Source organism: Rhizobium pantanalense (assembly GCF_030182525.1).
GTDB lineage: Bacteria > Pseudomonadota > Alphaproteobacteria > Rhizobiales > Rhizobiaceae > Rhizobium.
This window is the reverse complement of record NZ_JAQJCH010000004.1, coordinates 259,195-280,461: the sequence shown is the minus strand read 5'-3', so window position 1 is coordinate 280,461 and position 21,267 is coordinate 259,195. Positions and strand designations below refer to the sequence as shown.

The window sequence follows — 21,267 nt, the reverse complement described above, 5'->3', positions numbered from 1 at the left end:
CGCATCTAATTGGCGACGCGATGCTATTTTATTGCCGTGGAATGGGTCTGCGAACAACGATCGTTTCGGGAATATTGTCCGAAGGTTCTGTGACGCCAATATTTCGAAAACGAAAGGCTTGATAAACACAGCAGGCGGAATGTCACGTTGATGCTCAACGGAGCTTCTCCGTGATCTCAGCGCTTACGAAGCCCGCTTTGCATGCTGACGCTCATCGAGCGCATAACCGGTGGCCCGCACCGTGCGGATAATATCGCGACCTAACACCCGTCTCATGCCCCGCCGAAGGCGCCCAACATGAACGTCGACGGTGCGGGGCTCCACAAAGGTACCTTGCGGCCATGCAGCCTCGATGAGAGCGTCTCGGCTGAAGACGTAGCCTGGTTTTTGTAGAAAATGCTGAAGAAGGCGAAATTCGATCGGACTGAGTTGGACGTCCATGCCGTTGCACTCGACGCGCATGCTATCGAGGTGCATCGTGATTTCCGCATAAATAAGCGTATTGCCGGAGGGCCCTTTCATGCAAGATTCCCCACTCGCGTCCGGCGATAAGTCTGACAGATAAGATAGAAAACGCTCTGGGTTGAAGGGGCGCATGAAAATCTCGCTTACGCCGGTTTTGAGCACTTCCAGATAAAGTTGCTGATTTCCTGCTCCCACGAAAACCGCGATCGGTGGGGTTTTGTCGGTCAATGTCTCCCTGATTTGGTTGACAAGATCGCCAATGCGGAAGGCATCGTTATGATAGTCTATTATCACTGCCGCCAAATCATCGGATTTCACGCTAGCGAGAGCTTCCTCGGCTCCTTCCACCAGTGAAGATTTAAAACCTCTCATGCTGAGGATCTGAGCAAGCAGAAGGTAGAATTCGTAATCCGTGGAACAAATGAGAATGAGTGGCTTCATTGATGATAACCTTTCGATCAGTGGGCGGCAGCACGCGGAGATGAGAGGGTCAGAGATTCGGCATAACCTTGAAGCATTTTGACGCAGCAAAAATACCCGCACAAATTGCGATTTTTTGTACATTTTCTGAAAATCGCTGTAATTTACCTGTCATAAATACGACTTGCACGTAAAGAGGGAAAATGATATCTGTTCGATCACAATTTTGTTGCATCAAAAAGGAGACGCTTCGCGAGCGAGTTCACTCGGCTCACCCAAGATTCGAGGTTGATGTGTGTTGAGATGAAATAGGAAGTGGCCAGGGATCACACGACATACGCGACATTCGCGGTCGTGACTCACTTGTGAGAACAAAGTCCGGCCAAACTTCGTCCCGTGCCGGACGTTCACGGGAGAGCTTCCTATGACTTTTGCGGATACATCAAAATATCGCCAGCCACCGTCCTCGGCTGATGACATCTCTATTTGGTGTGGTAAGGACCCTGCACTCGCGGCTTTGGCCGCAAAGACGGCCTATGGTACTGATGCCACGCTTGCTGTGGCTTGGTGCGCTTTAGGTGCGAAGGTGGATGGACGTGCTGCCGACGGCCATTTCTGGTTCAAGGTTTTTTGCCTGCTGAATGCTAGCGAAACGGACGGAGGCCGCGGCTCTTCGAGCGGCGCGGGTCGGTAACCTAGAAGTCAAACTGAATTAGGTTTCCCGTGGCCAAAACTGGTTGGGCGGGGCCGACGTATCTTTGTACTTCTCGGTAACGTCCGACCGCTCGGATATCGGCCGACGCTAAGCGATGAGAGTGCGGATAGAGGGGAGTTTCTGAGGTGGCTGAGCGACGGGGATGATGACCCGATAATTGCGGCATGGCCGGCCGGCTGTAAGAAGGTTGACCAGCGCTTGCTAACGGCGCTTAGAGCTTTTGCCGCAGCTTTTCGATATGCTCCTGACAAATCGCTTTTACTAGTTGCTGCAGTGCGTCCGTACGTTCGCCAAGCCAGGCCAGCGCTTCTTCGGTGATCTTGAAATGCTCGGAATAGCGGGCTTTCACGTAGGCTTGGTTGATGATGTTGAACCAGGCAGTATAGCGTTGCCGATCTTGTGGCCAGATCTCTGCAAGCCGCTGATCGCGGCCCTCGGCAAGCGTCTTCAGGTGGTTGAGGTTGTGCGAGGCTGGGCTATAGCTGGTCAGTGTCAACAACAACGTGGAGTAGGTGCGCTCGATGGCTTGGTGAAGTAGGAACGCACCTTCTTTGAGCATGCCGCTGTCAATGGCCATTCTCGAGAGATGGAGAAAATTCGACGCACCAGGGGCCCAGTTTTCAAAATGATCCTGAGCAGCGCGATACTCGTCGGCTGGAGTGAGCGGCTTTGGCTCGGCAAGTTCCTCGTCGTCGAGTTCGTAAAGAACGATACCGTCGCGGCGGATTTCGCTGAAGAAATAATTGCCGAGTTTCAGTGCTGTGTTGACCTCACGTAGCGAATGCACGGCAAGGCTCACCGGCGGCTTGACGATGCGGGGAAAGCGGTCGGCCGCCTTGCGCCAGTATGAACCGAAGTCGGTCAGCTTGCGATTGTTGACGATCACCAGCAGATCGTAGTCGGACTTATAGCCTTTGCCGGTATGCTCTTCATCGACCCAATCGCCACGAGCGTAGGAGCCGAAAAGAATGATCTTGAGGATACGACCCTTCTTCTTGAAATCGGCCGTGCCTTCCTTCAGCGCATCCTCGAATTCCTCATGCACGATCCCGACAATGCGCGACAATTCGAGCCGTTTACGTTCTGGTAGATGATCGAGGCTGAACTTCATGGAGAGCGGGACCCTTCTGATGATTCCAGTTTTAGGTACGATCCGGTTACAATGCCAGTCCGATATCCCAATCTATGCCAGCCGGATGGCGCTGGAGAGGAGATCCCTCAGCCCTTAGATTGAATTCGGAGCCGGTGGGGCCTAACTTGCTCTGCATAGATCATGGTAAACTCCGCACGTTCCTTTTATGTTCTTTTTTGCGAATAAGAAGTCAAGCTTAACTTCAGAGCATTAAGGTCGTAGTTCGTCTCATTACATGTCGCCCATAAAGATCAATCAGCCTACGGGTGCTGAATAAGCGCTACGCGTTCAGGCGGTAGCCTCAGGATCGGTCAAAAAGCCTAATGTTGGTCGGGCTTTATTCTTTCAAGAGGAAGCCGGTATTTCGACTTCGGCCGCCGGCATGAGGAACAACGCTTTCACTCTTCGCTGTAAGAAGCCGCGCCACCCCGAGAGAAACTGCATTTCCGATGACCTGCGCTTAGTGGATCAATCTCGAATCCGTTTAACGATATCTACTCGCTGACATGTACCAGTAGCTGGAACGACATCGAGCTTTTGCCCGACTGCAAAACTATCCTTCGGTATGCCCAACTCGATGGTCATTTCGCATGGATATGACTTCCCCGCATGTGTGCGGGTAAAAACGATTCTGCCTTCCGTGATGGTTTTCCGCCCAGTCTCGCGGCCTAACTGATCTGTTATGATGGCCTCGCGGTTCCACACTTCGGCGATCGTCGCAACTGCGTGCGGGAAGTGATTGATGCGCCATGACCAGATATCAAAGACAAGAATGCCGAAGATCAGGCAGCTTCCAACAATCACAGCCAGCAGCCATAGTTGCGCAGTGGATTCGTCGCGCGGAACGTCATCGATCGCTTCTCTCATCTCGATCAAATCGATGTTGGGATCGGTCGGATGATCCATATTTGACGACGTGGGCCTTTCCGGCTCTTGAGAAATGCACGGCATGAGAGTGGCTGAACTTCGAACGGCAATCTATGCAATTCGCACCGAATCGATCAGAAGGCAGCAACATGTTAGCAGCTAACTACACCGCTGCGGCGAAGGCGAAATGGGGAGAACGTCACCGTCACGGAAAGCCGGGAGTTGGCCCGCGAGTATTTGCCGAATTGGATAGCCGGCTGAAGGGGTCGAAGGTTTTCGAGGGCCATTGGCTTGTACAATTGAGCTCATGTAAAAAGCCGGAAGGCTCAGCCGAAAAAAGGGTCAGGCAATGGAAGCGGCCACTAGGTTTATCAATCGCATTATGGCGTTGACGTTGGCCTTCGCGATCCTGGCACTCCTAATCCTGCTCGCGGTCGCCTTCTTGGCGTTGGTTACGACCGCGCAGGTTGTCTGTCCTTTTGCTCAATGCACTGGCGAGGCCCAGGATCTCTGGGCATATGCGGTGCTTTCCAGTATCGTTGGCATTCCTGTAATTTTGCTTCTGGCTTTGATGTTCTACTTTGGCCGGCGTCACTGACTCGACTGGCGGCCGTTAGGATTGACCGGATGGTCGTTGAAGCAGTTCTTCAATCAGCAAAAACCGGCCAATCGGCGATGCTCGCATCTGGCGCATGAACTCTGGTTTTCTGGCGTCCAGTCGCTGAAGAAGCACCATTCCAGTGAATGCGAATGGGAAGAGCATAGGAAGCAGCACGACGCATCCTATCATCCAGGTGCGTTCCAGAGCATTGACGATCGAAGGCAAGTTCAGCGGAGCACCTTCCGGAACGCTATAGGAGCTTGCACTCGCCGATACGATGACGGCGAACAGAAGATATCCTCCCACTACCCAGTAAAAGTAGCGCCTTGCGAGCTGTAGAGCTCTAGTCCGCGTCATTGTACTCGCTCCCTTTCAAAGCCGTTTACGATGATAACGGCTTCCTGATCAGACCAGCCGTCGCCGCCGGTAGCCTTCGCTGCCCTGATGATGCGTTTTATATCGATGCCGCGATCTCAATAACTACATTATTGTCTTCCGGCATCCCGCTACAGCGACATCTCATTCTTATCGTAAGAACGCTTCGCAAGGCGCCAAAGCGCTTGAACGACAACTACAACGGGTGCCGCAAAAGCCATCATCCCGAAGTATGCCGCGTAGTAGATGTTCGAAAAGGGTCCATGGATTCCCATTAAGACTTCGCCATCCATGCACCTGCGAACGTCTGTCGGCAAGGTGAGATCTTTGCATCCAGTCCGGAGAAAAATAAGCGTTAGACCGTTCCATAAAACCAGAGCCGGCAGAGCGCGCCGTAGCCACTGACGGCCCATTTCCAAGTTCAGGATAAGAGGGCGAATTTCTAGATGGAGTAGAGAATCCATCCCGATTTGAAGCCTCCGTAAGATAAAGGCCAGCATGATGAAGATGATTGTCGCTGCTACCTGAGAGATCAACAGCGTCAATACAAACGCTATCGGCGGCGCCCACAAGTATACCGTACCGGCAACGATGAAGGCCGCGAGAGCCATGCAACTGCCCGCAGATCCTAAAGTTAGCCCTTTGCGAGTAATCAGCGACCGAAGAAAAGAGATCGTGGCCACAAGTGTCACCAGCCAAGCAATTGGGCCGACTACCCAGGGAAAGTGAGCCCAAGGTCTAGGGATAAGGAATTCGATGATCGCGGGAATGGCAATGGCCGCGACGAAGTAGATCCAGGGCGGCAGTGCTGGGCCAGACTTGGTCCGCTTACCAGGCTTTCGTCGCGCCATTATCGCCGGCCGCTGTGGCTTCCCCATTACAAGCTCCCTAGGCGTGATATCATCTTTAGTGGATTCGGCGCGAATGTCGATGGCATTAACTCGCCTTATGATTACATACGCCCAACCTGCGGTGAAGGTAGGCCGCCCAAATTGGGTGACCGGCGCAACTTTGGGACGTAAGGCTTCGAATCTGGGGGAACAAATAGTTCCGGCAGATTCGAAAGCCTTACGTCCGTTAAACCGCGACATCAGAAACAGTTTGCCGCTGAAACAGCCGATATTTCCAGCGACAGTTGTCCGCTCGACTGACAGTCGAATCGCGATAATTTATGGCGCGAACATCCGCCATTTCTTGGCGAGCTTGGCCTCCTTATCGCCTTCCTCGGTCAGCGCATAGCGGAACGCGTGGTGTTCAGTGCTGACCAACCGGGCGGCTCTGACCCCTAAGGTCATCCGATAGACAATCGCTAAAATCTCGTCGTCCAGGCGTCGTGGCTCCGCATGACCATACCCAATGTTTTCACGCGTCATCCTGCTTTAGCGAACCCAGTTGTTCCACCGCTCCAGCAACTCTGCCGCATGCTCGTTGATCCATTTGGCATCTGGAATGACTATACTGTCGCGCACGTCTTCGGCGCTCGGCATCTGGTCGCGAACTGCTTGCGGCATCATCATAATCGCCGCGCTACTAGGCGGCGTGCACAGCAATGCCTCGCAAACCTTGGCCTGGATGTCCGGGGAATCCAGCCAGAAGGCGATGAGCTTCATTGCATTGTCCCGATTGGGTGCCCCTTTGATAACCGTGAGACGATCGCCCACCAGAAATGCCGCCTTGTTCGACCAGGCGATTGAACGTCCCTCTGCCTTGAGCGCGCTTGCCCTCGTTAGCCAGATCTGTCCGATGCTGTAATCGTTCTCACGGAACCCCTGGACGCTCTGATCCCCGGTTTTCCACCAGAGTGAGATGGACGGTCGCAATGCGTCAAGCTTCTTGAAGGCGCGATCAACGTCGAGCGGAAACAGGTTCTCGCGTTTGACCCCATCTGCCAAAAGGGCAGCCGCCATGACGCGCCACGGATCGTCGAAATTCGGAAACGAGCGTCCGCCGGGGAACTTTGAAGTATCCCACATGTCCGCCCAGGTGACCGGCTGGTTGCCTTTGAAGGCTTGCGGATCGTAGGCCATCAATGTGGCTGTCGAAAACAACCGCACGCCGGCCGGGATGCAGGCATCGGGAACAAGATCCTGGCGGTCCTTAAACTGGGCGCAAAAACCGTCAAGCGGTTCGGAAATCGCGAGATGATCCTTTGAGCTCACCTGGATTTCTCCATCGGGGTAGAGATCCCAGCTGACATTGCCAGTTTTCACCATCGCGGTCGCCTTGGCGCGCATCTCCGCGTTGGTTGCCGCCACGGAAACCACCTGGATACCGGTCTTGGCGGTGAACGGCTCGAACCACCATTTGCGTAGCGCCGCATCATAGGCGCCGCCAGTCGTGGCGATCACGACCTGCTCGCTGGCAGAGGCTGGATTGGGCGTTTCTCCCAGAAGAATGGCTGCGCAAAGCATAGCAATGCCGCTCAGCCGGATGGCTGCTCTTATTGTCATCAATGTTGCCCTCTTATTATCCCGCCTACAGCGGGCGTTTTTGCCGCTAGTGTTGCTCCCGGCGACTGTTCAGGAGATGTATGGACCCCATCAAAAGCAGCGAGACGGCAACAATGATGACCGAGACGGCGGCAATGACAGGTGTCAGGTTGAAATCGATGTCCTCGAACATTTTCCGGCTGATCGTCTTCCCGCCGGTATCCGAGATGAAGAATGCCACGGTCGCCTCGTCAAAGGAGGTCAGGAAAGCAAAGACCGCAGCCGTCGCGACGGCCGGCGCCAGATTGGGAAGTGTCACGGCAAAGAAGGCTCTGAGCCGCCCCGCTCCGCAGCTCAACGCCGCCAGTTCCAGCAGCGGGTCCATTCTTTCCAACGCTGCGGAAACGATGATAACCACAAAGGGTACCGCCAGCACCGAATGGGCAAGGACGAATCCGGTCAAATTTCCTGTTAGTTGTAGAGGCGAGAAGACCAAATAGAGCGCCACGCCGAAGACGATTGCCGGCACGATCATCGGCCCAAGGCATAGGGCCTGGAGCAGCGCCTTGCCCGGTAGTTTGCCACGTACAAGAGCAACGGCCGCCATCGTCCCGATGGTCGTCGCTACCACAGTGGTTAGTGCGGCGATCTGTAGGCTGAAAACGGTCGAGCGCAGCCAGTCGGGATCGGACAGATACGCCTCGAACCAGCGGAGGGTCAGTCCCTGCGGCGGGAACGTAATATACGAGGCGTCGCTGAGTGCCAGTGGTATCACCAGCAGCGTCGGAAGGACGAGAAAAAACAGCACCGCCGCAATCATCAGATTGGATGCATGTCGTGCCATCCATGGCAAGACTGAACGATACCGGCGAGCCTCGGATGACGGTGTTGCCAATCGTTGCGTCAAGGGTTCAGATTCAATGGACACTGTTCAAACCTTTGCTGAAAGAAAGTGCGCGGCGGAAGAGCAGCACCAGCAGCAACGTCGCGGTGAGCAGGATAACTGACAGGGCGGCCGCAAATGGCCAATCCAGAAGGACGATTGTCTGCTGGCCGATCAGGGTCGCCATCATCAACGCGCCGGGCCCACCGACTAGGGCGGGCGTGATGTAAAACCCGATGGCGAGAATGAAGCAGATCACACAGCCGGCGAAAACACCGGATAGGCTGAGTGGAAAGGTCACGCGCCAAAAGGCGACGATCCGGCTTGCGCCGAGATTTCGTGCCGCCTGCTCATACGCGCTCGGCACCGAACGCAAGGCCGAATGGATCGGCAGGATCATGAACGGCATCAGCACATGCGTCATCGCGAGAATGACAGCGCCCTCCGTATAGAGCATTTTCAAGGGTGTCGAGATAACACCGAGTTGGATCAACCCGTCGTTGATGATGCCGTTTCGACCTAGCAGCACGATCCAGGCATAGGAGCGGACAAGCACCGAGGTCCATAGCGGAATGAATAAGCATGCCGTTCCCAGCTTTACCAACTTGCCGCGCATGCGCGCGATCGCATAGGCGGTCGGATATCCGATTGCAAAACAGGCAACGGTCACGATCGCTGCGATGCGGAAGGTTCTGAGCAGGACCTGAATATAAAGTGGACTGTCGAAGACACGTTGGTAGGGAGCAAGCGGGGCTTCCCCGGAAAAGCTGATGCCGATGAGCCTGACCACTGGATAGACGAAGCCTCCCGCCAAAAGGAGGAGGAGCGGCAGGATCAGCAAGATGGCCAGTAGTGGCGAATAATGTTGGCTCGATCCTGTGAGGATCCAGTTGCGGAAACTGCCGGCCGATTGTCTCGCGAAGGATGATGCCATGGATTAGACCTCCGCTTTTGCAAACAGCCGCAAGGCGTTGACTTCTGGGATGACGTCAACCAAGTCTCCCTGATGAAGTCCTGCCGCTACATTTCCGACGGGCATCTGGATCTGGAGGAGGCGGTCATCGCTGTTCTGGGTTCGCACGAAGAAGAGGAAAAACGAACCGGCGAAAACAGTCGCATCTATGGTGCCCGTCAGAATGGCGCCGCGGTCGCGACCATGGGGCGCTAGCGACAACCGTTCGGGGCGAACCGCGATAGTGACAACTTGACGAGAGGCAAAGGGACTGGCCCCGTCTTCGGCGGCCGCCGTTGCAACGACGTTGCCGCCTTTTGGCCGCACCATGTACTTCCCGTTATCTTGACCAAGATATTCGCCGTCGAGAAAGTTCATGCGACCAATGAAGTCTCCGACAAAGGCTGAGGCAGGCGAGCGATAAAGATCGAGCGGCGATCCCACTTGAGCCAGCCGGCCTTCTGCCACCACCGCAACGCGATCAGACATGGTGAGTGCTTCCTCCTGATCATGCGTCACATAGACGACGGTCGCCCCAAGGCGTTGCTGCAAGCTCTTGATTTCCAATTGCAGCGCCTCGCGCAGTTTCTTGTCGAGGGCGCCAAGGGGTTCGTCCATCAAGAGAACAGGTGGCTCGAAGACGATTGCCCGAGCGACGGCGACGCGTTGCTGCTGGCCTCCGGAGAGTTGATGGGGATATCGATCGCCATAGCCGTCGAGGTGGACTTGCGCCAGTACCGCCTTCACCTTGCGGCTGATGAGATCTTTGTCCATTCGGCGCATGCGCAACGGAAAAGCGATGTTGGCCGCCACCGTCAAATGCGGAAAAAGCGCATAGCGCTGGAACACCATACCGATGTTGCGCCTGTTTGGTGCCACATAGGTAACGTCGCGCCGGCCGATCATGATCTGGCCGTTGCTCGGGCTCTCAAAGCCGGCGATCATCGTTAGTAGTGTCGTCTTGCCGGAGCCCGAAGGACCAAGGATCGACAGGAATTCACCCGCCCGGATGGCAAGCGAAATGCCATCCACTGCAAGCGATGTGTCATATCGCTTTTCAAGCCCTTGCAGCGTAAGTGCTTCACCAATCAAAGTCCCTCTCCTTATTGTTGTCGTTATGAACGTTGTCGTTTGCGCCAGCCCCGCAACTCGTTCACCGATCGCTTGGCTTTTGGTCCGGTTCCCGAATTGAACTTTGGGAAGACGGAAATTTGCGAACGTGGTATGACTTTTAATGTCACATAATGTTTGCAAGCACGTCGCTTTTCATTTTTGTTGCAACAAAATGAACGTTTGTCAAAGGAAATTGGAGAAATTTTCATGGAAATCGCCTCGGAAGACGAAGGATACCACCGACATCAGCCCAATCGCTTGGGCGAAATGGCGTATGGCAACATGAAGGAACGACTGATCCGAGGCGCTTTTTCCCCTGGAGATAAGCTCACGATCCGTGCGGTTTCGGAAATGCTGGATGTCAGCACGACCCCCGCTCGTGATGCCATCAACCGCCTGGTGATCGATGGGGCGCTCATTTACTCCGGCCCGAAAACCGTTATCGTTCCTCACTTAAGATTGTCGGATCTCGAGGAGATCACGCAGATGCGCCTGGCCCTGGAAGGGCTTGCGGCGGCGCTGTCCGTCAAGGCCGCAAGCGAGGCGACGATCGAAGAACTGGAGCTACTTCAGGCGAAAATTGACGCTGCACTGGACGAAAAGCGTTATTTCGACGCCCTCTGGCACAATAAGGAGTTCCATTTTGCGATCTACCGTTTGAGCGGTATGCCCTATCTTTTGCAGACGATCGAGACCCTGTGGCTGCGGGTTGGTGCGTCATTTAATGGCCTCTACCCAGAATTTTCTGAGACCCGCCACGGTGCTCGCAACCATCGTGCCGCGATAGAGGCGCTCGTTGAAAAGGATGCTGCCGCTGCGCGCGCTGCCATCGAGAACGACATTCGTGATGGATTTCGCCAGATGAAAAAAATCACCGCTGACCACGATCAAAGGAATCTCTCTCGGCGCTGAATAATTATGTTGCACTTTCCTTCTCTCCGTGTTTGTTTGTTGCAACAAAAATGTGAACGGGATGCGAACGCGCATCTGTCCATCGAGAGGGCAAGGCATGCTACATCAGGATTTTCCATCATTTCGGCGCGCAGCGCTCAGATCGCGCTCGCAATATTTCTTCGAGCGAGGGCAGATCGTGTTTCCCGATGGAACCACGCGTGTCACCATCGAGCGCGATCCTCTGCCGACGTATATTTCCCGTGGCGAGGGTGCCTATCTGATTGATGTCGACGGCAATCGGCTCCTCGACCTCAATAACAATTTCACGACGCTGATCCATGGTCACGGTTACCTGCCCGTCGCCGACGCAATCGCAGATCTGCTGCAAAAAGGAACCTGCTTTTCCAACCCGACGGAACACGAGTTGGGATTGGCGGAATTACTCGTGCAGCGCATTCCCGCGATCGAGCAGATCCGCTTCGTCAATAGCGGCACCGAGGCCGTCATGTTCGCCATCAAGGCGGCACGCGCCTTTACAGGGCGGTCGCGCATTGCCCGCGTCGAAGGAGCCTATCACGGCGCCTATGATTGGGCCGAGGTAAGCCAGGGCGCATCGCCTGCATCCTGGGGACCAGCCGACGGCCCTGTATCCGCAACCTCATATGCCGGGGCACCCCAAAGCGTTGCCGAAGAGGTCGATGTAATCCGTTTCAATGATGTCGAAGGCCTGGAGCGACGGTTAGCCGCGTCGGGCGGCGACCTTGCCTGCATCCTGATTGATCCCATGCCGAGCAGGGCGGGTTTGCTCGCCCCTGAGCCGGCCTTCATCGAAGCTGTCTCCAATCTTGCCCGGCAATATGGCGTTCTCGTCGTAGCCGATGAAGTGCTGAATCTGCGTCAGGGATATCGCGGTGCATCGGCGCGTTTCGGGCTCGTGCCGGATCTTATCGCTGCCGGAAAGATCATCGGCGGCGGCTTTCCGGTCGGCGCGATTGGTGGCCGTAAGGAAGTGATGGGGGTGTTTTCAGGCTTGGGCGCGAGGCCGGCGGTGCCACAGGGCGGAACCTTTTCGGCCAATCCCGTGTCAATGGTCGCGGGAAGGGTGGCCATGGAGGCACTGACATCGGCAAGCTTCGAGCGTCTGGATGAAATGGGTGCGCGTGTGCGCGACGGTCTTTCTGCCGCGATCGTGCGTCACGACGCCCCATTTATCGTCACCGGTTCGGCTTCGCTTTTCCGCATCCACCCGAAGCGGCAGGTTCCCCGTGACTATCGGCAGGCCTTCCCGACACCGGAACAGAACAGTTGGATGACCAATCTGACAAGCCACTTCCGTCAGCACGATATACTCCTGCCCTTTGGAGCCGCCGCGTGCCTCTCCACGGCAATGACAAATACCGATCTCGATTTGATCGTCGAAGTCTTCGGCGATTTCCTCGAAACCCACGAAGCCGATTTTGCTGGAGCAATCGCATGACCACGAATTCCTTGGAAACTGTCGCCGAATGCCTGGCTCGCTCGCTGGTGCGCCATGACGTCACCCATATATTTGCCCAAAGCCTACCATCAGCGCTCATCCTGGCTGCCGAAGCGGCAGGCATTCGCCAGGTCGCCTACCGCCAGGAGAATATGGGCGGTGCCATGGCCGACGGCTATGCTCGACGATCCGGAAAGATCGGCGTGGTGGCCGCCCAGAATGGCCCAGCCGCCACGCTGCTCGTGCCCCCCATGGCCGAAGCGCTGAAGGCGAGCGTTCCGATCGTAGCACTCGTGCAGGAAGTCGAGCGCGATCAGATGGATCGGAACGCGTTCCAGGAGCTCGACCATATCGCGCTCTTCCAATCCTGCACGAAATGGGTGCGCAGGGTCATGGTTCCGGAGCGAATCGAGGACTATGTTGATGCCGCCTTCACTGCTGCTGCCTCCGGTCGACCCGGGCCGGTTGCGTTGCTGTTGCCTGCCGATCTGTTGCGCTCGGAGCTTGGTCTCACAACGCCTTCACGATCTCTGAATCTTGGCCATTGGCCGCTTGATCGGTCGTGCCCCGATCGCGCGAGTTTGCAAAGGGCAGCGGAGTTGATCGCGAATGCTCACAATCCCGTAGTCATCGCGGGTGGGGGTGTCCTCGGCAGCGATGCGTGCCATGAACTGGCCATGTTGCGGGATCTGGCTGTACTCCCAATTTTGACCACCAACATGGGCAAGGGTGCCGTTAATGAATATCATCCGCTTTCTGCTGGCGTCTTAGGATCACTCGTGGGTCCCAGGTCACTCGGGCGCCATACGGCTGCCCTCGTCGGCGAGGCAGACCTTGTCATTCTAATTGGAACGCGAACCAATCAAAATGGCACGGATAGCTGGCGACAAATTCCTGCTGGGACTCAGGTGATCCACATCGATGTCGACCCTCAGGAGATCGGCCGTAATTATCAAGCGCTGCGCCTAGTCGGGGATGCGCGCGAGACCCTCAGAGAGCTTGTTCATGCCCTGAACGAGCAAGATCTATCCCAACGTCGAGACCAACGGACCGCCGTCACCACCCGCATAGCCGAGTGCTGGCGGCGGTTCGATGAGGATCGGCATCAGCTCGTGCATGCTACTGCCTCGCCGATCCGCCCGGAACGAATCATGGCAGAACTGCAGGCGTCATTGACACCGCAGACGACCGTCGTTGCGGATGCAAGCTATTCATCGATGTGGGTCGTCGGCCAATTGCGATCGCTTGACTCAGGAATGCGGTTCCTGACGCCGCGCGGTCTTGCGGGGCTGGGTTGGGGCCTGCCTCTGGCTCTTGGCGCAAAGGCAGCTAGACCCGAGCGTCCGGTAGTTGCCATCATTGGCGATGGCGGGTTCGCCCATAGCTGGGCGGAGATGGAAACGATGGTTCGTTCCGATCTTCCCATAACCATCATCCTTCTCAATAACGGTATCCTCGGTTTCCAGCGGGATGCCGAGACCGTGAAGTTCGGGCGCTTCACGTCGGCGTGCCATTTTGCGCCTGTCGATCATATGAAGATCGCTCAAGCCTGCGGATGCCCGGCGGTTCGCGTTGAGGATCCAGCCGAGCTCACGGCTCATCTACAGGGTGGCCTGGCAGGCAAGGGGCCGCTGTTTATCGAGGTCATGACAGATCCTGAAGCTCATCCCGCTTTGTCCTTGTTTGCCGGCTTGGATGAGGCAGCATGATGCCAGAGCCGTCTCGCATCGCCGTCGTGACAGGAGGCACGAGCGGTATTGGATTGGCGACGGCGCGAAAGCTATTGGCGGCGGGGCATTGCGTCGCTGTCTTCAGTCACAGCGCTAAAACTGTGGCTGACGCAACTGCGGCGCTGTCCGCGGAGTTTGGATCTGGACGGGTCTTGGGCCGAGTTGTCGATCTGTCGGATCCTCCGGCTGTTGCCAATTTCTTCGATGAGCTCTCATCCAACTGGGGAGACGCCGAAATTCTCGTCTGCAACGCCGGGATATCGCCCAAGGGCCTTGCTGGTCCACGGCGGTTCGAGGATATCGGGCTGGAGGAATGGAACGAAGTGCTGGCCGTGAATCTGACCGGCACCATGTTATGTTGTCAGGCAGTCGTCAGGGGAATGCGAGACGCGGGATTTGGACGCATCATTTTGATCGGATCGCTCGCTGGGCGCACGCGCCCTCGCATCGCCGGTGGCGCTTACGCCGCCAGCAAGGCAGCACTGGCCGGCCTGATGCGCGCGCTTGTCGGGTCGTGTGGTCCTTTCGGCATAACCATTAATCTCGTGGCGCCCGGCAGGATCTTGACGCCCTTGACTGGCGATCCCGATACGCCAACCAATCGGGACGCGGTTGCACGCATTCCCTCTGCCAGATTGGGAACGCCGGAGGATATCGCCGCTGCCGTTGCCTTCCTGGCGTCAGAGGAAGCCGGCTTCGTTAATGGGGCAATCCTCGATATCAACGGGGGCGAATATGCGCCAGCCTAGAGCCGTAACACGGACCGGCGCGCCCAACTTCAAGCGCTCCGATGCGGCGGCGAAGCTCGAAGTGGCGGCCTGCAACGAAGTCATTATCTGGACCTCCGATGCAGAGCTGTTTCTGCCGTTTAGTTATATTCTGAAGACGGAAGGCTTTATTCCCTCTTTGGCTTGCAGTGCCAACGATGTTCTGGCTTCCTGCGCGAAACGCTTACCGTGTGCCGTCCTTTTCGATTGCACCCACGAAACCCAGGATGCCGTTTCCATATGTGGCGAAATCAGGCGATCCACAACACACGACAACGAGGTCCGTCTTATTGCGATCTTGCGAAGCGAAGCGCAGCCGCTTCATCTGGCCTTGCTGCAAGCCGGTGTTGATGACTGCCTGTTCAGGCCGCTTTCACCGGAGAAGTTGCTGACATCTCTCAGGCAGGCGACGGAAGAGGCCATGGAAACGGTCAACTCGAAAATAGTTGCGTCACCGGCTCTTGCTGACCTGGAAGTCGATGTCGACAGTCGCCGAATACACTGCAACGGTCGCGACTTTGCGCTGCCACCCATCGAGTTCAATATTCTACGTCACCTGATGAACAGGGAGGGACAGCTCTGCAGCCGTTCCGAACTGATTGCTTCGGCTTGGCCGGCTTCCGCCGAAGTCACGCCGCGAACGGTGGATGTTCACATTGGTCGCTTGCGCAAGGCGCTGGGAGAGTTGCCCGGATGTGATGCTGCCATTCGCACCGTCCATGCAGCGGGCTATGTGTTCAAGCCACGGGGCTTGCGAAAGAGCGGGCCACGCAGATCAGCATAGTCGCTTTGTTTGGACGTTTCCGGGTTTTATTGATTATTTTAATTCAGTTTGATTCGGCCGCGAAGGCGATCAATCACCGCGCCTGAAAGCTCCTTAGCTTCTCGAAAATCTCTGGCGCGATCTCAAATTGACGGGCCTTTCCGCGCCCCATGGAATTCTTCACGAACGTCTCCGTCAGGATCCCGCGCTTTACCAGCGGCTCAATTGTCTCCGTCACGCCCATGCGCGTGAGCTTGGTAATTTCGACTATATTTGAGATAGTTAGCGCCTGGTGAGCTTGGTTCATGATGTAGAGAACACTCATCATGCCGACCTGTTTCAGCCGCGATTGCGGTGTCTCGTCCTCCTGCGGATTATCCATGATCTCATGCAGGATGAAGGCTGCGAACGAAAGACTGTGCCACTGCGTGGTTAGGGTACTTGTCATCTTTTTAACTGCATCATATAAGTAAGTATAAATTATCAACGACGTCTGATTCGTCGTCGGACGGATCGTTTGATATCGCCACATCGAAGGATCATGCTGATGAAACGCCTTCTGGTTGGAACAATCTTCGCCATTGCCGGCTGCAGCCCTTTATACCTCATTTCCGAGCGGCATGCGCGCGCCGATGATTGGGGATGTCAGGTTATCCTGTGCCTTTCCAATCCGGGTGGACCGACACAATATGCCGCCTGCCGTCCGCCAATCAGCAAGCTCTGGCAGGAGCTTGCCAAGGGGCATTCCTTTCCCACCTGCAGCGGTGTCGGCTTCAGGGCATCGCGTCCTGGTTACGAGCCTTATTTCTGCAGTGACAGCTATCGCCTGACGACACGCTATGGCGAGCGCGGCCAACAGGAGACCTGCGTTTCGCGAACCCTTTCCAAGGTTGACGGCGGCTATTGCGCTTCCGGTCGTAATAGTGGCGCTAGAGACGATGGGTTGGTGATATCGGCGCGTTGGCAGCGGGATGGCCGGCACGTTCAGTGCATGGGCTATCCGACGGCGCGGCCGAATGTGCGATCCGAGCCTCATTATGTCGATGTGACCATCGACGGCGTTGGAAGCCAGCGGGTGTGGTACTGATCATGGCCGCCTCCTTCACCGATCTTGCCCAGACCTGCGCGCCGGCGATTGCGATCGAAACGCTTGCAGCGGTTGTCAGTCTCGAAAGCCAATTCCAGCCTTTTGATATTCGCGTGCGAGGAAGTTCATCTCTCCATGAACAGCCAAAGAACAAAGCCGAAGCGGTCGAAACCGCAACGGTGCTGATGGCGCAACATAAAGATGTCCAGCTAGGGCTTGGCGGCATTGGTATCGCCGAATTGCAGAAATTTGATCTCAGTATCGCGGATGCCTTCGATCCGTGCCTCAACCTCAAGGCAACGGCGACACTGCTCGATGGTTATTATCGTTTGGCCGTGCGCGCCGGCGCGACATTGCAACAGGCTGAGCGCGTGATGCTGCAATCCTACTACGGGCGCACCGATCCTTCGGTCGGAAAGATGGCCCAGTATGACAATCAGGTCCAAAGCGAGGCCAAACGGCTTTCGAAGACGCTGTCCGCCATAGCGATAGGGCAGAGTGTTGGGCAGTCGATAGTTCCAGAATCCCAGGCCAGTGATCCGCCCTTGAACGGTGAGGAAGGGTCTTTGCCCGAACGGTCGGTGAAACCACCGTCTTGGGATGTCTTCCATGTAGCGCGGCAATCATCTGCGCTGGTCTTCCAAAATGATCAACCGGAGCAGTCTGAATGATGTCGAGGATCAATATTCGTGCATTTGGCGCCACCGTTGCGATGGCAACCGTTCTTTCGATCGCCATGATCGAGCCAGCCTTCGCGCAGAGCGCCGGCGGGATCGAGACGGTTCTGCAGAATATCGTCACCTTGCTCACCGGCAACGTCGCCAAGCTCTTGGCAACGATCGCCGTCATCATCGTCGGTATCGCCTGGATGTTCGGCTATCTCGATCTTCGCAAGGCCGCCTATGTCGTGCTTGGTATCGGCATTCTCTTTGGCGCCTCGCAGATCGTCAGCACGATTTCCGGGGGCTGAGATTATGGTGGAGAGGGTTTCGCTTGAGGAAGATACCCTGTTCCTAGCCTGCACTCGGCCGGCGATGATCGCCGGGGTGACGATGGAGGCCATGGGCGTCAACATTATACTGACGACGATCCTCTACATTGTAGCTGGCTCGATTGCCTATGGGCTTGTCGGTGTGGTCTTTCATTTCATTTTTCGCTCGCTCGTCAAGCATGACCACAACATGTTCCGCATTCTGCTGGCCTGGATCGAAACCCGTGGTCGTTCGCGCAACGGCGCCTATTGGCGTGGTGCTTCGCTGACGCCGTTGAGGCTAGTGCGACACTATGACGAAAGGGACCTTGGCCATGCCTAATGTGTCCCGTCTCAAATCCCGTGAACTCGAGCCGGAAACCTTCATCCCTTATGTCCGGCACGTGGACGAGACCGTGATCGCACTCGATTCCAGGGCGTTGCTAACGATGATCGCCGTGGAGGGCGTATCGTTCGAGACGATCGATCCTATCGATTTGAACAGCCTGCAGCGCGATCTCAACACGCTCTACCGCAACATTGCGGACGAGCGTCTGGCAATCTGGACCCATCTCATCCGCCGGCGCGATAACACCTATCCCGATGGCGAATTCACCAATCCCTTCTCGGCAACGTTGAACGGCAAATATCGCGAGCGGATGATAAGAGAAGACCTGTTTCGCAACGATCTCTATCTCACCCTGCTTTGGCATCCCGGGCACGATCCGGCCGAGCGGCTTGCAAATTTGCTGTCACGGCTTCGCAAGGCCCAACGAGCTGCGGTCGAGCTCGATGAGGACAGCCTGAAGCATCTGCGGGACAAGGTCACCGATGTCACCGCGGGACTGAGACGCTTCGGCCCCCGTGTGCTGTCATTCTACGATCGGAACGGCATCCTGTTTTCCGAACCGAGCGAGGTGCTGCATCAGTTGATCGGCGGCCGCCGAGAACCGATCCCATTGACGGAAGGAAGGATCTCCTCGGCGATCTATTCCGATCGTGTGATCTTCGGGCGCGAGACTGTCGAGATCCGCGATGAAGGGACAAGCCGTTATGCGGGCATGTTCGGTTTCAAGGAATATCCGGCGAGAACCCGCGTCGGTATGCTGGACGGCATCCTGACGGCACCTTTCGAACTGATCCTCACTCAGTCCTTCGCGTTCACGTCCAAAACCGATGCCCGCACCATCATGGGCCGCAAGCAGAACCAAATGGTGAGTGCGGCCGACAAGGCAGCCTCCCAGATTGAAGAGCTTGATGCGGCAATGGACGAGCTGGAATCGAACCGTTTCGTGCTCGGCGAACACCATCTCACCCTCGGGGTCTTCGCTTCGTCTGTCAAAGACCTTGCTGACAATCTTGCGAAGGCGCGCTCGCATCTGACCAATGGTGGCGCTGTCGTGGCCCGCGAGGATCTAGGGCTCGAAGCTGCATGGTGGGCACAACTGCCCGGTAATTTTCGGTATCGGGCTCGTTCCGGTGCGATCACTTCGCGGAATTTTGCAGCGCTTTCTCCGTTTCATTCCTATCCCATGGGTAGGAAGGATGGCAACGAATGGGGACCGGCCGTCGCCATGCTGAAGACGGCGTCGGGCTCGCCGTTCTATTTCAATTTCCACTATGGCGATCTCGGCAACACCTTCGTCTGCGGTCCGTCGGGTGCTGGCAAGACCGTACTTCTCAATTTCATGCTATCGCAACTCGAAAAGCATGACCCGCACATGGTCTTCTTCGACAAGGATCGTGGCGCCGACCTCTTCGTCCGGGCTGCTGGTGGTACCTATTTGCCGCTGAAGAACGGGCTGCCGACCGGATGCGCACCGCTGAAAGCCTTAGAGCTGACACCGGAGAACAAGATATTCCTGGCACGGTTTATCGCCAAGCTAGCCGGTGCGGCGGTGCGTGATTTTTCGGTCGGCGATGTCAGCGATATCGCGCTCGCGATCGATGGTCTTGCCGATCTGCCGAAAAATCAGCGCACGATCGGCGCTTTGCGCACCTTTCTCAACAATACTGATCCGGAAGGGATCGCCGCGCGCCTGCGTCGGTGGGAAAAAGGCGGGCCGCTGGGTTGGGTCTTTGACAACGAGGCCGATCAGATCGGTATCGGCGCCAAATTTCTCGGCTACGACATGACCGATTTTCTCGACAACGAGGAAATCCGTAATCCCTTGATGGCTTATCTTTTCTATCGGGTCGAGCAATTGATCGATGGCCGACGGATCATCATCGTTATCGACGAGTTCTGGAAGGCGCTGCAGGACGAGAGCTTTCTTGATCTTGCCCAGAATAAGCTCAAGACCATTCGCAAGCAGAACGGCTTGATGCTCTTCGCCACGCAAAGCCCGCGAGACGTGATCAACTCGCCGATCGCGCACACAATCATCGAACAGTGCCCAACACAGGTTTTCCTGCCGAATTCCCGCGGTGATCGAGACGACTACGTCAGTGGCTTCAAGCTCACTGAACGCGAATTCGAGCTGGTTGCCCGCGAGCTCTCCGCCGAAAGCCGGCGCTTTATCGTTAAACAGGGTCACAACAGCGTTGTCGCCGAGCTCAATCTCAACGGTTTCGGCGATGAGCTCGCAATCCTGTCCGGGCGAACGGCAAACGTCGAACTTGCCGAGGCGATCCGGGCGGAGCTTGGCGATGACCGGGACGAATGGCTGCGGATATTCCAACAGACAAGGAGTGCAAGCTGATGGCGCAGAGCAGAACGATTCCCATCACAGCGATAGTACTGTTTCTTTCTTTCCACGTCGCTGACGCGCAGGGTATCCCGGTGATCGACCAAACGGCGATCGCCAAGCAGATCGAAAGCATAACCCAGCTGAAATCGCAGCTTGATGCGCTGAACCAACAACTCCAGCAGGCCCAGCAGCTCTACGGCTCGTTAAACAAGCTGACCAATATGGCCGACGTCGCCAGCCTGCTGAACGATCCGGCGATCCGCAAGGCATTGCCAGGGGATTTTTCTACCGTCGAAAGCCTGCTCAAGGGCTCGGGTTCAGGCACGCTTGGCGATGCCGCCTCCAAGTTCTTGACCGACAATTCGACCTACAAAACGAGCGCCAATGACTTTTATGCTCAAGAACTTTCGCGTCTTCAGAACAAGAATGCAGGGCAGATGAGCCTAGCCCAGCAAATCTACGATACCGCGACCAAGCGGATCGACGGGATCGATCAATTACGCCGGCAAATCTCTTCGGCGAGCGGCGCCAAGGACATCGCCGATCTGCAGGCGCGGCTGCAGGCCGAAACGGCCTTTCTCCAGACCGATATGCTGAGGATGCAGGGATTGCAGATGGTGCAGCAGGCCCAGGTTCAGGTCGATGAACAGCGCAGGGCCGAGGATTGGCGCAAGCGCATGGATACAATGGGAGCGGCCCTTCAATGAAGTTTCTTGTTCTCCTCACACTCGGTCTCTCTTTGTTCGGCTGCTCGAAGCAGCCCGAGCGCACTTATTCGGTCGATGAGTTGATGGCCAACCAGACGCTGCTGTCGGATCTCATCGCCAAATGCAAAAGCAATCCCGGCGAGTTGCGAGCAACGCCGAATTGCGTGAATGCCGAGGCGGCTGATTGGAAATCCCGCATGGAACGTATGGGCAAAGCACTCGGAGGCTGA

At 56.3% G+C, this 21,267-nt stretch carries 24 protein-coding genes; 14 read left to right on the top strand and 10 right to left on the bottom strand.

Annotated elements, in window-relative coordinates; translation table 11 throughout:
- Positions 1–183: 183 nt before the first annotated feature.
- Positions 184–906 carry a winged helix-turn-helix transcriptional regulator gene (locus tag PH558_RS13140; protein WP_285204793.1) on the bottom strand — a complete coding sequence of 241 codons (723 nt, stop codon included), beginning with the start codon at positions 904–906 and terminating at the stop codon, positions 184–186.
- Between the two features lie 403 nt (positions 907–1,309).
- Between PH558_RS13140 and PH558_RS13135 the strand changes: the two genes are divergently transcribed.
- Positions 1,310–1,579: a hypothetical protein gene (locus PH558_RS13135; RefSeq protein ID WP_285204790.1), complete on the top strand. Its 270-nt coding sequence runs from the start codon at positions 1,310–1,312 to the stop codon at positions 1,577–1,579.
- Between the two features lie 232 nt (positions 1,580–1,811).
- Here the strand turns inward: PH558_RS13135 and PH558_RS13130 are convergent, their stop codons facing one another.
- On the bottom strand, positions 1,812–2,711 hold the full coding sequence (locus PH558_RS13130; RefSeq protein WP_285204786.1) for a nucleotidyltransferase and HEPN domain-containing protein: 900 nt from the start codon (positions 2,709–2,711) through the stop codon (positions 1,812–1,814).
- Positions 2,712–3,200: 489 nt separating this feature from the next.
- Positions 3,201–3,638 (bottom strand): hypothetical protein, encoded by a 438-nt coding sequence (locus PH558_RS13125; protein ID WP_285204784.1) that lies wholly within the window; start codon positions 3,636–3,638, stop codon positions 3,201–3,203.
- 310 nt (positions 3,639–3,948) lie between these two features.
- On the opposite strand from PH558_RS13125, the gene PH558_RS13120 reads away from it, so the two are divergent.
- The gene (locus tag PH558_RS13120; RefSeq protein WP_285204782.1) at positions 3,949–4,197 is read left to right on the top strand and encodes a hypothetical protein; all 249 of its coding nucleotides are present in this window, start codon (positions 3,949–3,951) and stop codon (positions 4,195–4,197) included.
- 509 nt (positions 4,198–4,706) lie between these two features.
- On the opposite strand, the gene PH558_RS13115 is transcribed toward PH558_RS13120, so the two are convergent.
- The 6 genes from PH558_RS13115 to PH558_RS13090 form a co-directional block, all read right to left on the bottom strand.
- A complete protein-coding gene (locus PH558_RS13115; RefSeq protein WP_285204780.1) occupies positions 4,707–5,453 on the bottom strand; it encodes a hypothetical protein in 747 nt (248 codons plus the stop codon).
- 291 nt (positions 5,454–5,744) lie between these two features.
- On the bottom strand, positions 5,745–5,948 hold the full coding sequence (locus PH558_RS13110) for a hypothetical protein (protein ID WP_285204779.1): 204 nt from the start codon (positions 5,946–5,948) through the stop codon (positions 5,745–5,747).
- Positions 5,949–5,954: 6 nt separating this feature from the next.
- Entirely contained in the window at positions 5,955–6,986 is a 1,032-nt protein-coding gene (locus tag PH558_RS13105; RefSeq protein ID WP_285205019.1) for an ABC transporter substrate-binding protein, read from the bottom strand.
- A gap of 85 nt (positions 6,987–7,071) precedes the next feature.
- A complete protein-coding gene (locus PH558_RS13100) occupies positions 7,072–7,824 on the bottom strand; it encodes an ABC transporter permease (protein WP_483314151.1) in 753 nt (250 codons plus the stop codon).
- Positions 7,825–7,921: 97 nt separating this feature from the next.
- The gene (locus PH558_RS13095) at positions 7,922–8,821 is read right to left on the bottom strand and encodes an ABC transporter permease (protein WP_285204777.1); all 900 of its coding nucleotides are present in this window, start codon (positions 8,819–8,821) and stop codon (positions 7,922–7,924) included.
- Positions 8,822–8,824: 3 nt separating this feature from the next.
- A complete protein-coding gene (locus PH558_RS13090) occupies positions 8,825–9,931 on the bottom strand; it encodes an ABC transporter ATP-binding protein (protein WP_285205017.1) in 1,107 nt (368 codons plus the stop codon).
- Between the two features lie 228 nt (positions 9,932–10,159).
- Here PH558_RS13090 and PH558_RS13085 point away from each other — a divergent pair, with 228 nt between their 5' ends.
- The 5 genes from PH558_RS13085 (at position 10,160) to PH558_RS13065 (ending at position 15,604) form a co-directional block, all read left to right on the top strand.
- Positions 10,160–10,864, top strand: coding sequence for a GntR family transcriptional regulator (locus tag PH558_RS13085; RefSeq protein WP_113410169.1), 705 nt, complete (start codon positions 10,160–10,162; stop codon positions 10,862–10,864).
- Positions 10,865–10,961: 97 nt separating this feature from the next.
- Positions 10,962–12,323 carry an aspartate aminotransferase family protein gene (locus PH558_RS13080; protein ID WP_285204776.1) on the top strand — a complete coding sequence of 454 codons (1,362 nt, stop codon included), beginning with the start codon at positions 10,962–10,964 and terminating at the stop codon, positions 12,321–12,323.
- Complete coding sequence (locus PH558_RS13075; RefSeq protein WP_285204773.1) at positions 12,320–14,032, top strand: acetolactate synthase catalytic subunit; 1,713 nt, start codon at positions 12,320–12,322, stop codon at positions 14,030–14,032. The genes PH558_RS13080 and PH558_RS13075 overlap by 4 nt, the downstream gene beginning before the upstream one ends.
- Positions 14,029–14,802 (top strand): 3-oxoacyl-ACP reductase FabG, encoded by a 774-nt coding sequence (gene fabG, locus PH558_RS13070; RefSeq protein WP_095433295.1) that lies wholly within the window; start codon positions 14,029–14,031, stop codon positions 14,800–14,802. Before PH558_RS13075 ends, fabG begins: the two co-directional genes overlap by 4 nt.
- Positions 14,789–15,604, top strand: coding sequence for a winged helix-turn-helix transcriptional regulator (locus tag PH558_RS13065; protein ID WP_285204772.1), 816 nt, complete (start codon positions 14,789–14,791; stop codon positions 15,602–15,604). The genes fabG and PH558_RS13065 overlap by 14 nt, the downstream gene beginning before the upstream one ends.
- Positions 15,605–15,677: 73 nt before the next feature.
- On the opposite strand, the gene PH558_RS13060 is transcribed toward PH558_RS13065, so the two are convergent.
- The gene (locus tag PH558_RS13060; RefSeq protein ID WP_095436095.1) at positions 15,678–16,031 is read right to left on the bottom strand and encodes a helix-turn-helix domain-containing protein; all 354 of its coding nucleotides are present in this window, start codon (positions 16,029–16,031) and stop codon (positions 15,678–15,680) included.
- A gap of 99 nt (positions 16,032–16,130) precedes the next feature.
- On the opposite strand from PH558_RS13060, the gene PH558_RS13055 reads away from it, so the two are divergent.
- From PH558_RS13055 to PH558_RS13025, 7 genes are read left to right on the top strand one after another with little or no spacing between them, the layout of a single operon-like run.
- Entirely contained in the window at positions 16,131–16,670 is a 540-nt protein-coding gene (locus PH558_RS13055) for a hypothetical protein (RefSeq protein WP_285204770.1), read from the top strand.
- Positions 16,671–16,672: 2 nt separating this feature from the next.
- Positions 16,673–17,341, top strand: coding sequence for a lysozyme family protein (locus PH558_RS13050; protein WP_285204768.1), 669 nt, complete (start codon positions 16,673–16,675; stop codon positions 17,339–17,341).
- A complete protein-coding gene (locus PH558_RS13045) occupies positions 17,338–17,640 on the top strand; it encodes a TrbC/VirB2 family type IV secretion system protein (RefSeq protein ID WP_095433292.1) in 303 nt (100 codons plus the stop codon). The genes PH558_RS13050 and PH558_RS13045 overlap by 4 nt, the downstream gene beginning before the upstream one ends.
- 4 nt (positions 17,641–17,644) lie before the next feature.
- Positions 17,645–17,983: a VirB3 family type IV secretion system protein gene (locus tag PH558_RS13040; RefSeq protein ID WP_095433291.1), complete on the top strand. Its 339-nt coding sequence runs from the start codon at positions 17,645–17,647 to the stop codon at positions 17,981–17,983.
- On the top strand, positions 17,976–20,342 hold the full coding sequence (locus tag PH558_RS13035; protein WP_285204765.1) for a VirB4 family type IV secretion/conjugal transfer ATPase: 2,367 nt from the start codon (positions 17,976–17,978) through the stop codon (positions 20,340–20,342). The genes PH558_RS13040 and PH558_RS13035 overlap by 8 nt, the downstream gene beginning before the upstream one ends.
- Positions 20,342–21,037, top strand: coding sequence for a P-type DNA transfer protein VirB5 (virB5, locus tag PH558_RS13030; RefSeq protein WP_285205016.1), 696 nt, complete (start codon positions 20,342–20,344; stop codon positions 21,035–21,037). Before PH558_RS13035 ends, virB5 begins: the two co-directional genes overlap by 1 nt.
- On the top strand, positions 21,034–21,267 hold the full coding sequence (locus PH558_RS13025; RefSeq protein WP_285204764.1) for an EexN family lipoprotein: 234 nt from the start codon (positions 21,034–21,036) through the stop codon (positions 21,265–21,267). Before virB5 ends, PH558_RS13025 begins: the two co-directional genes overlap by 4 nt.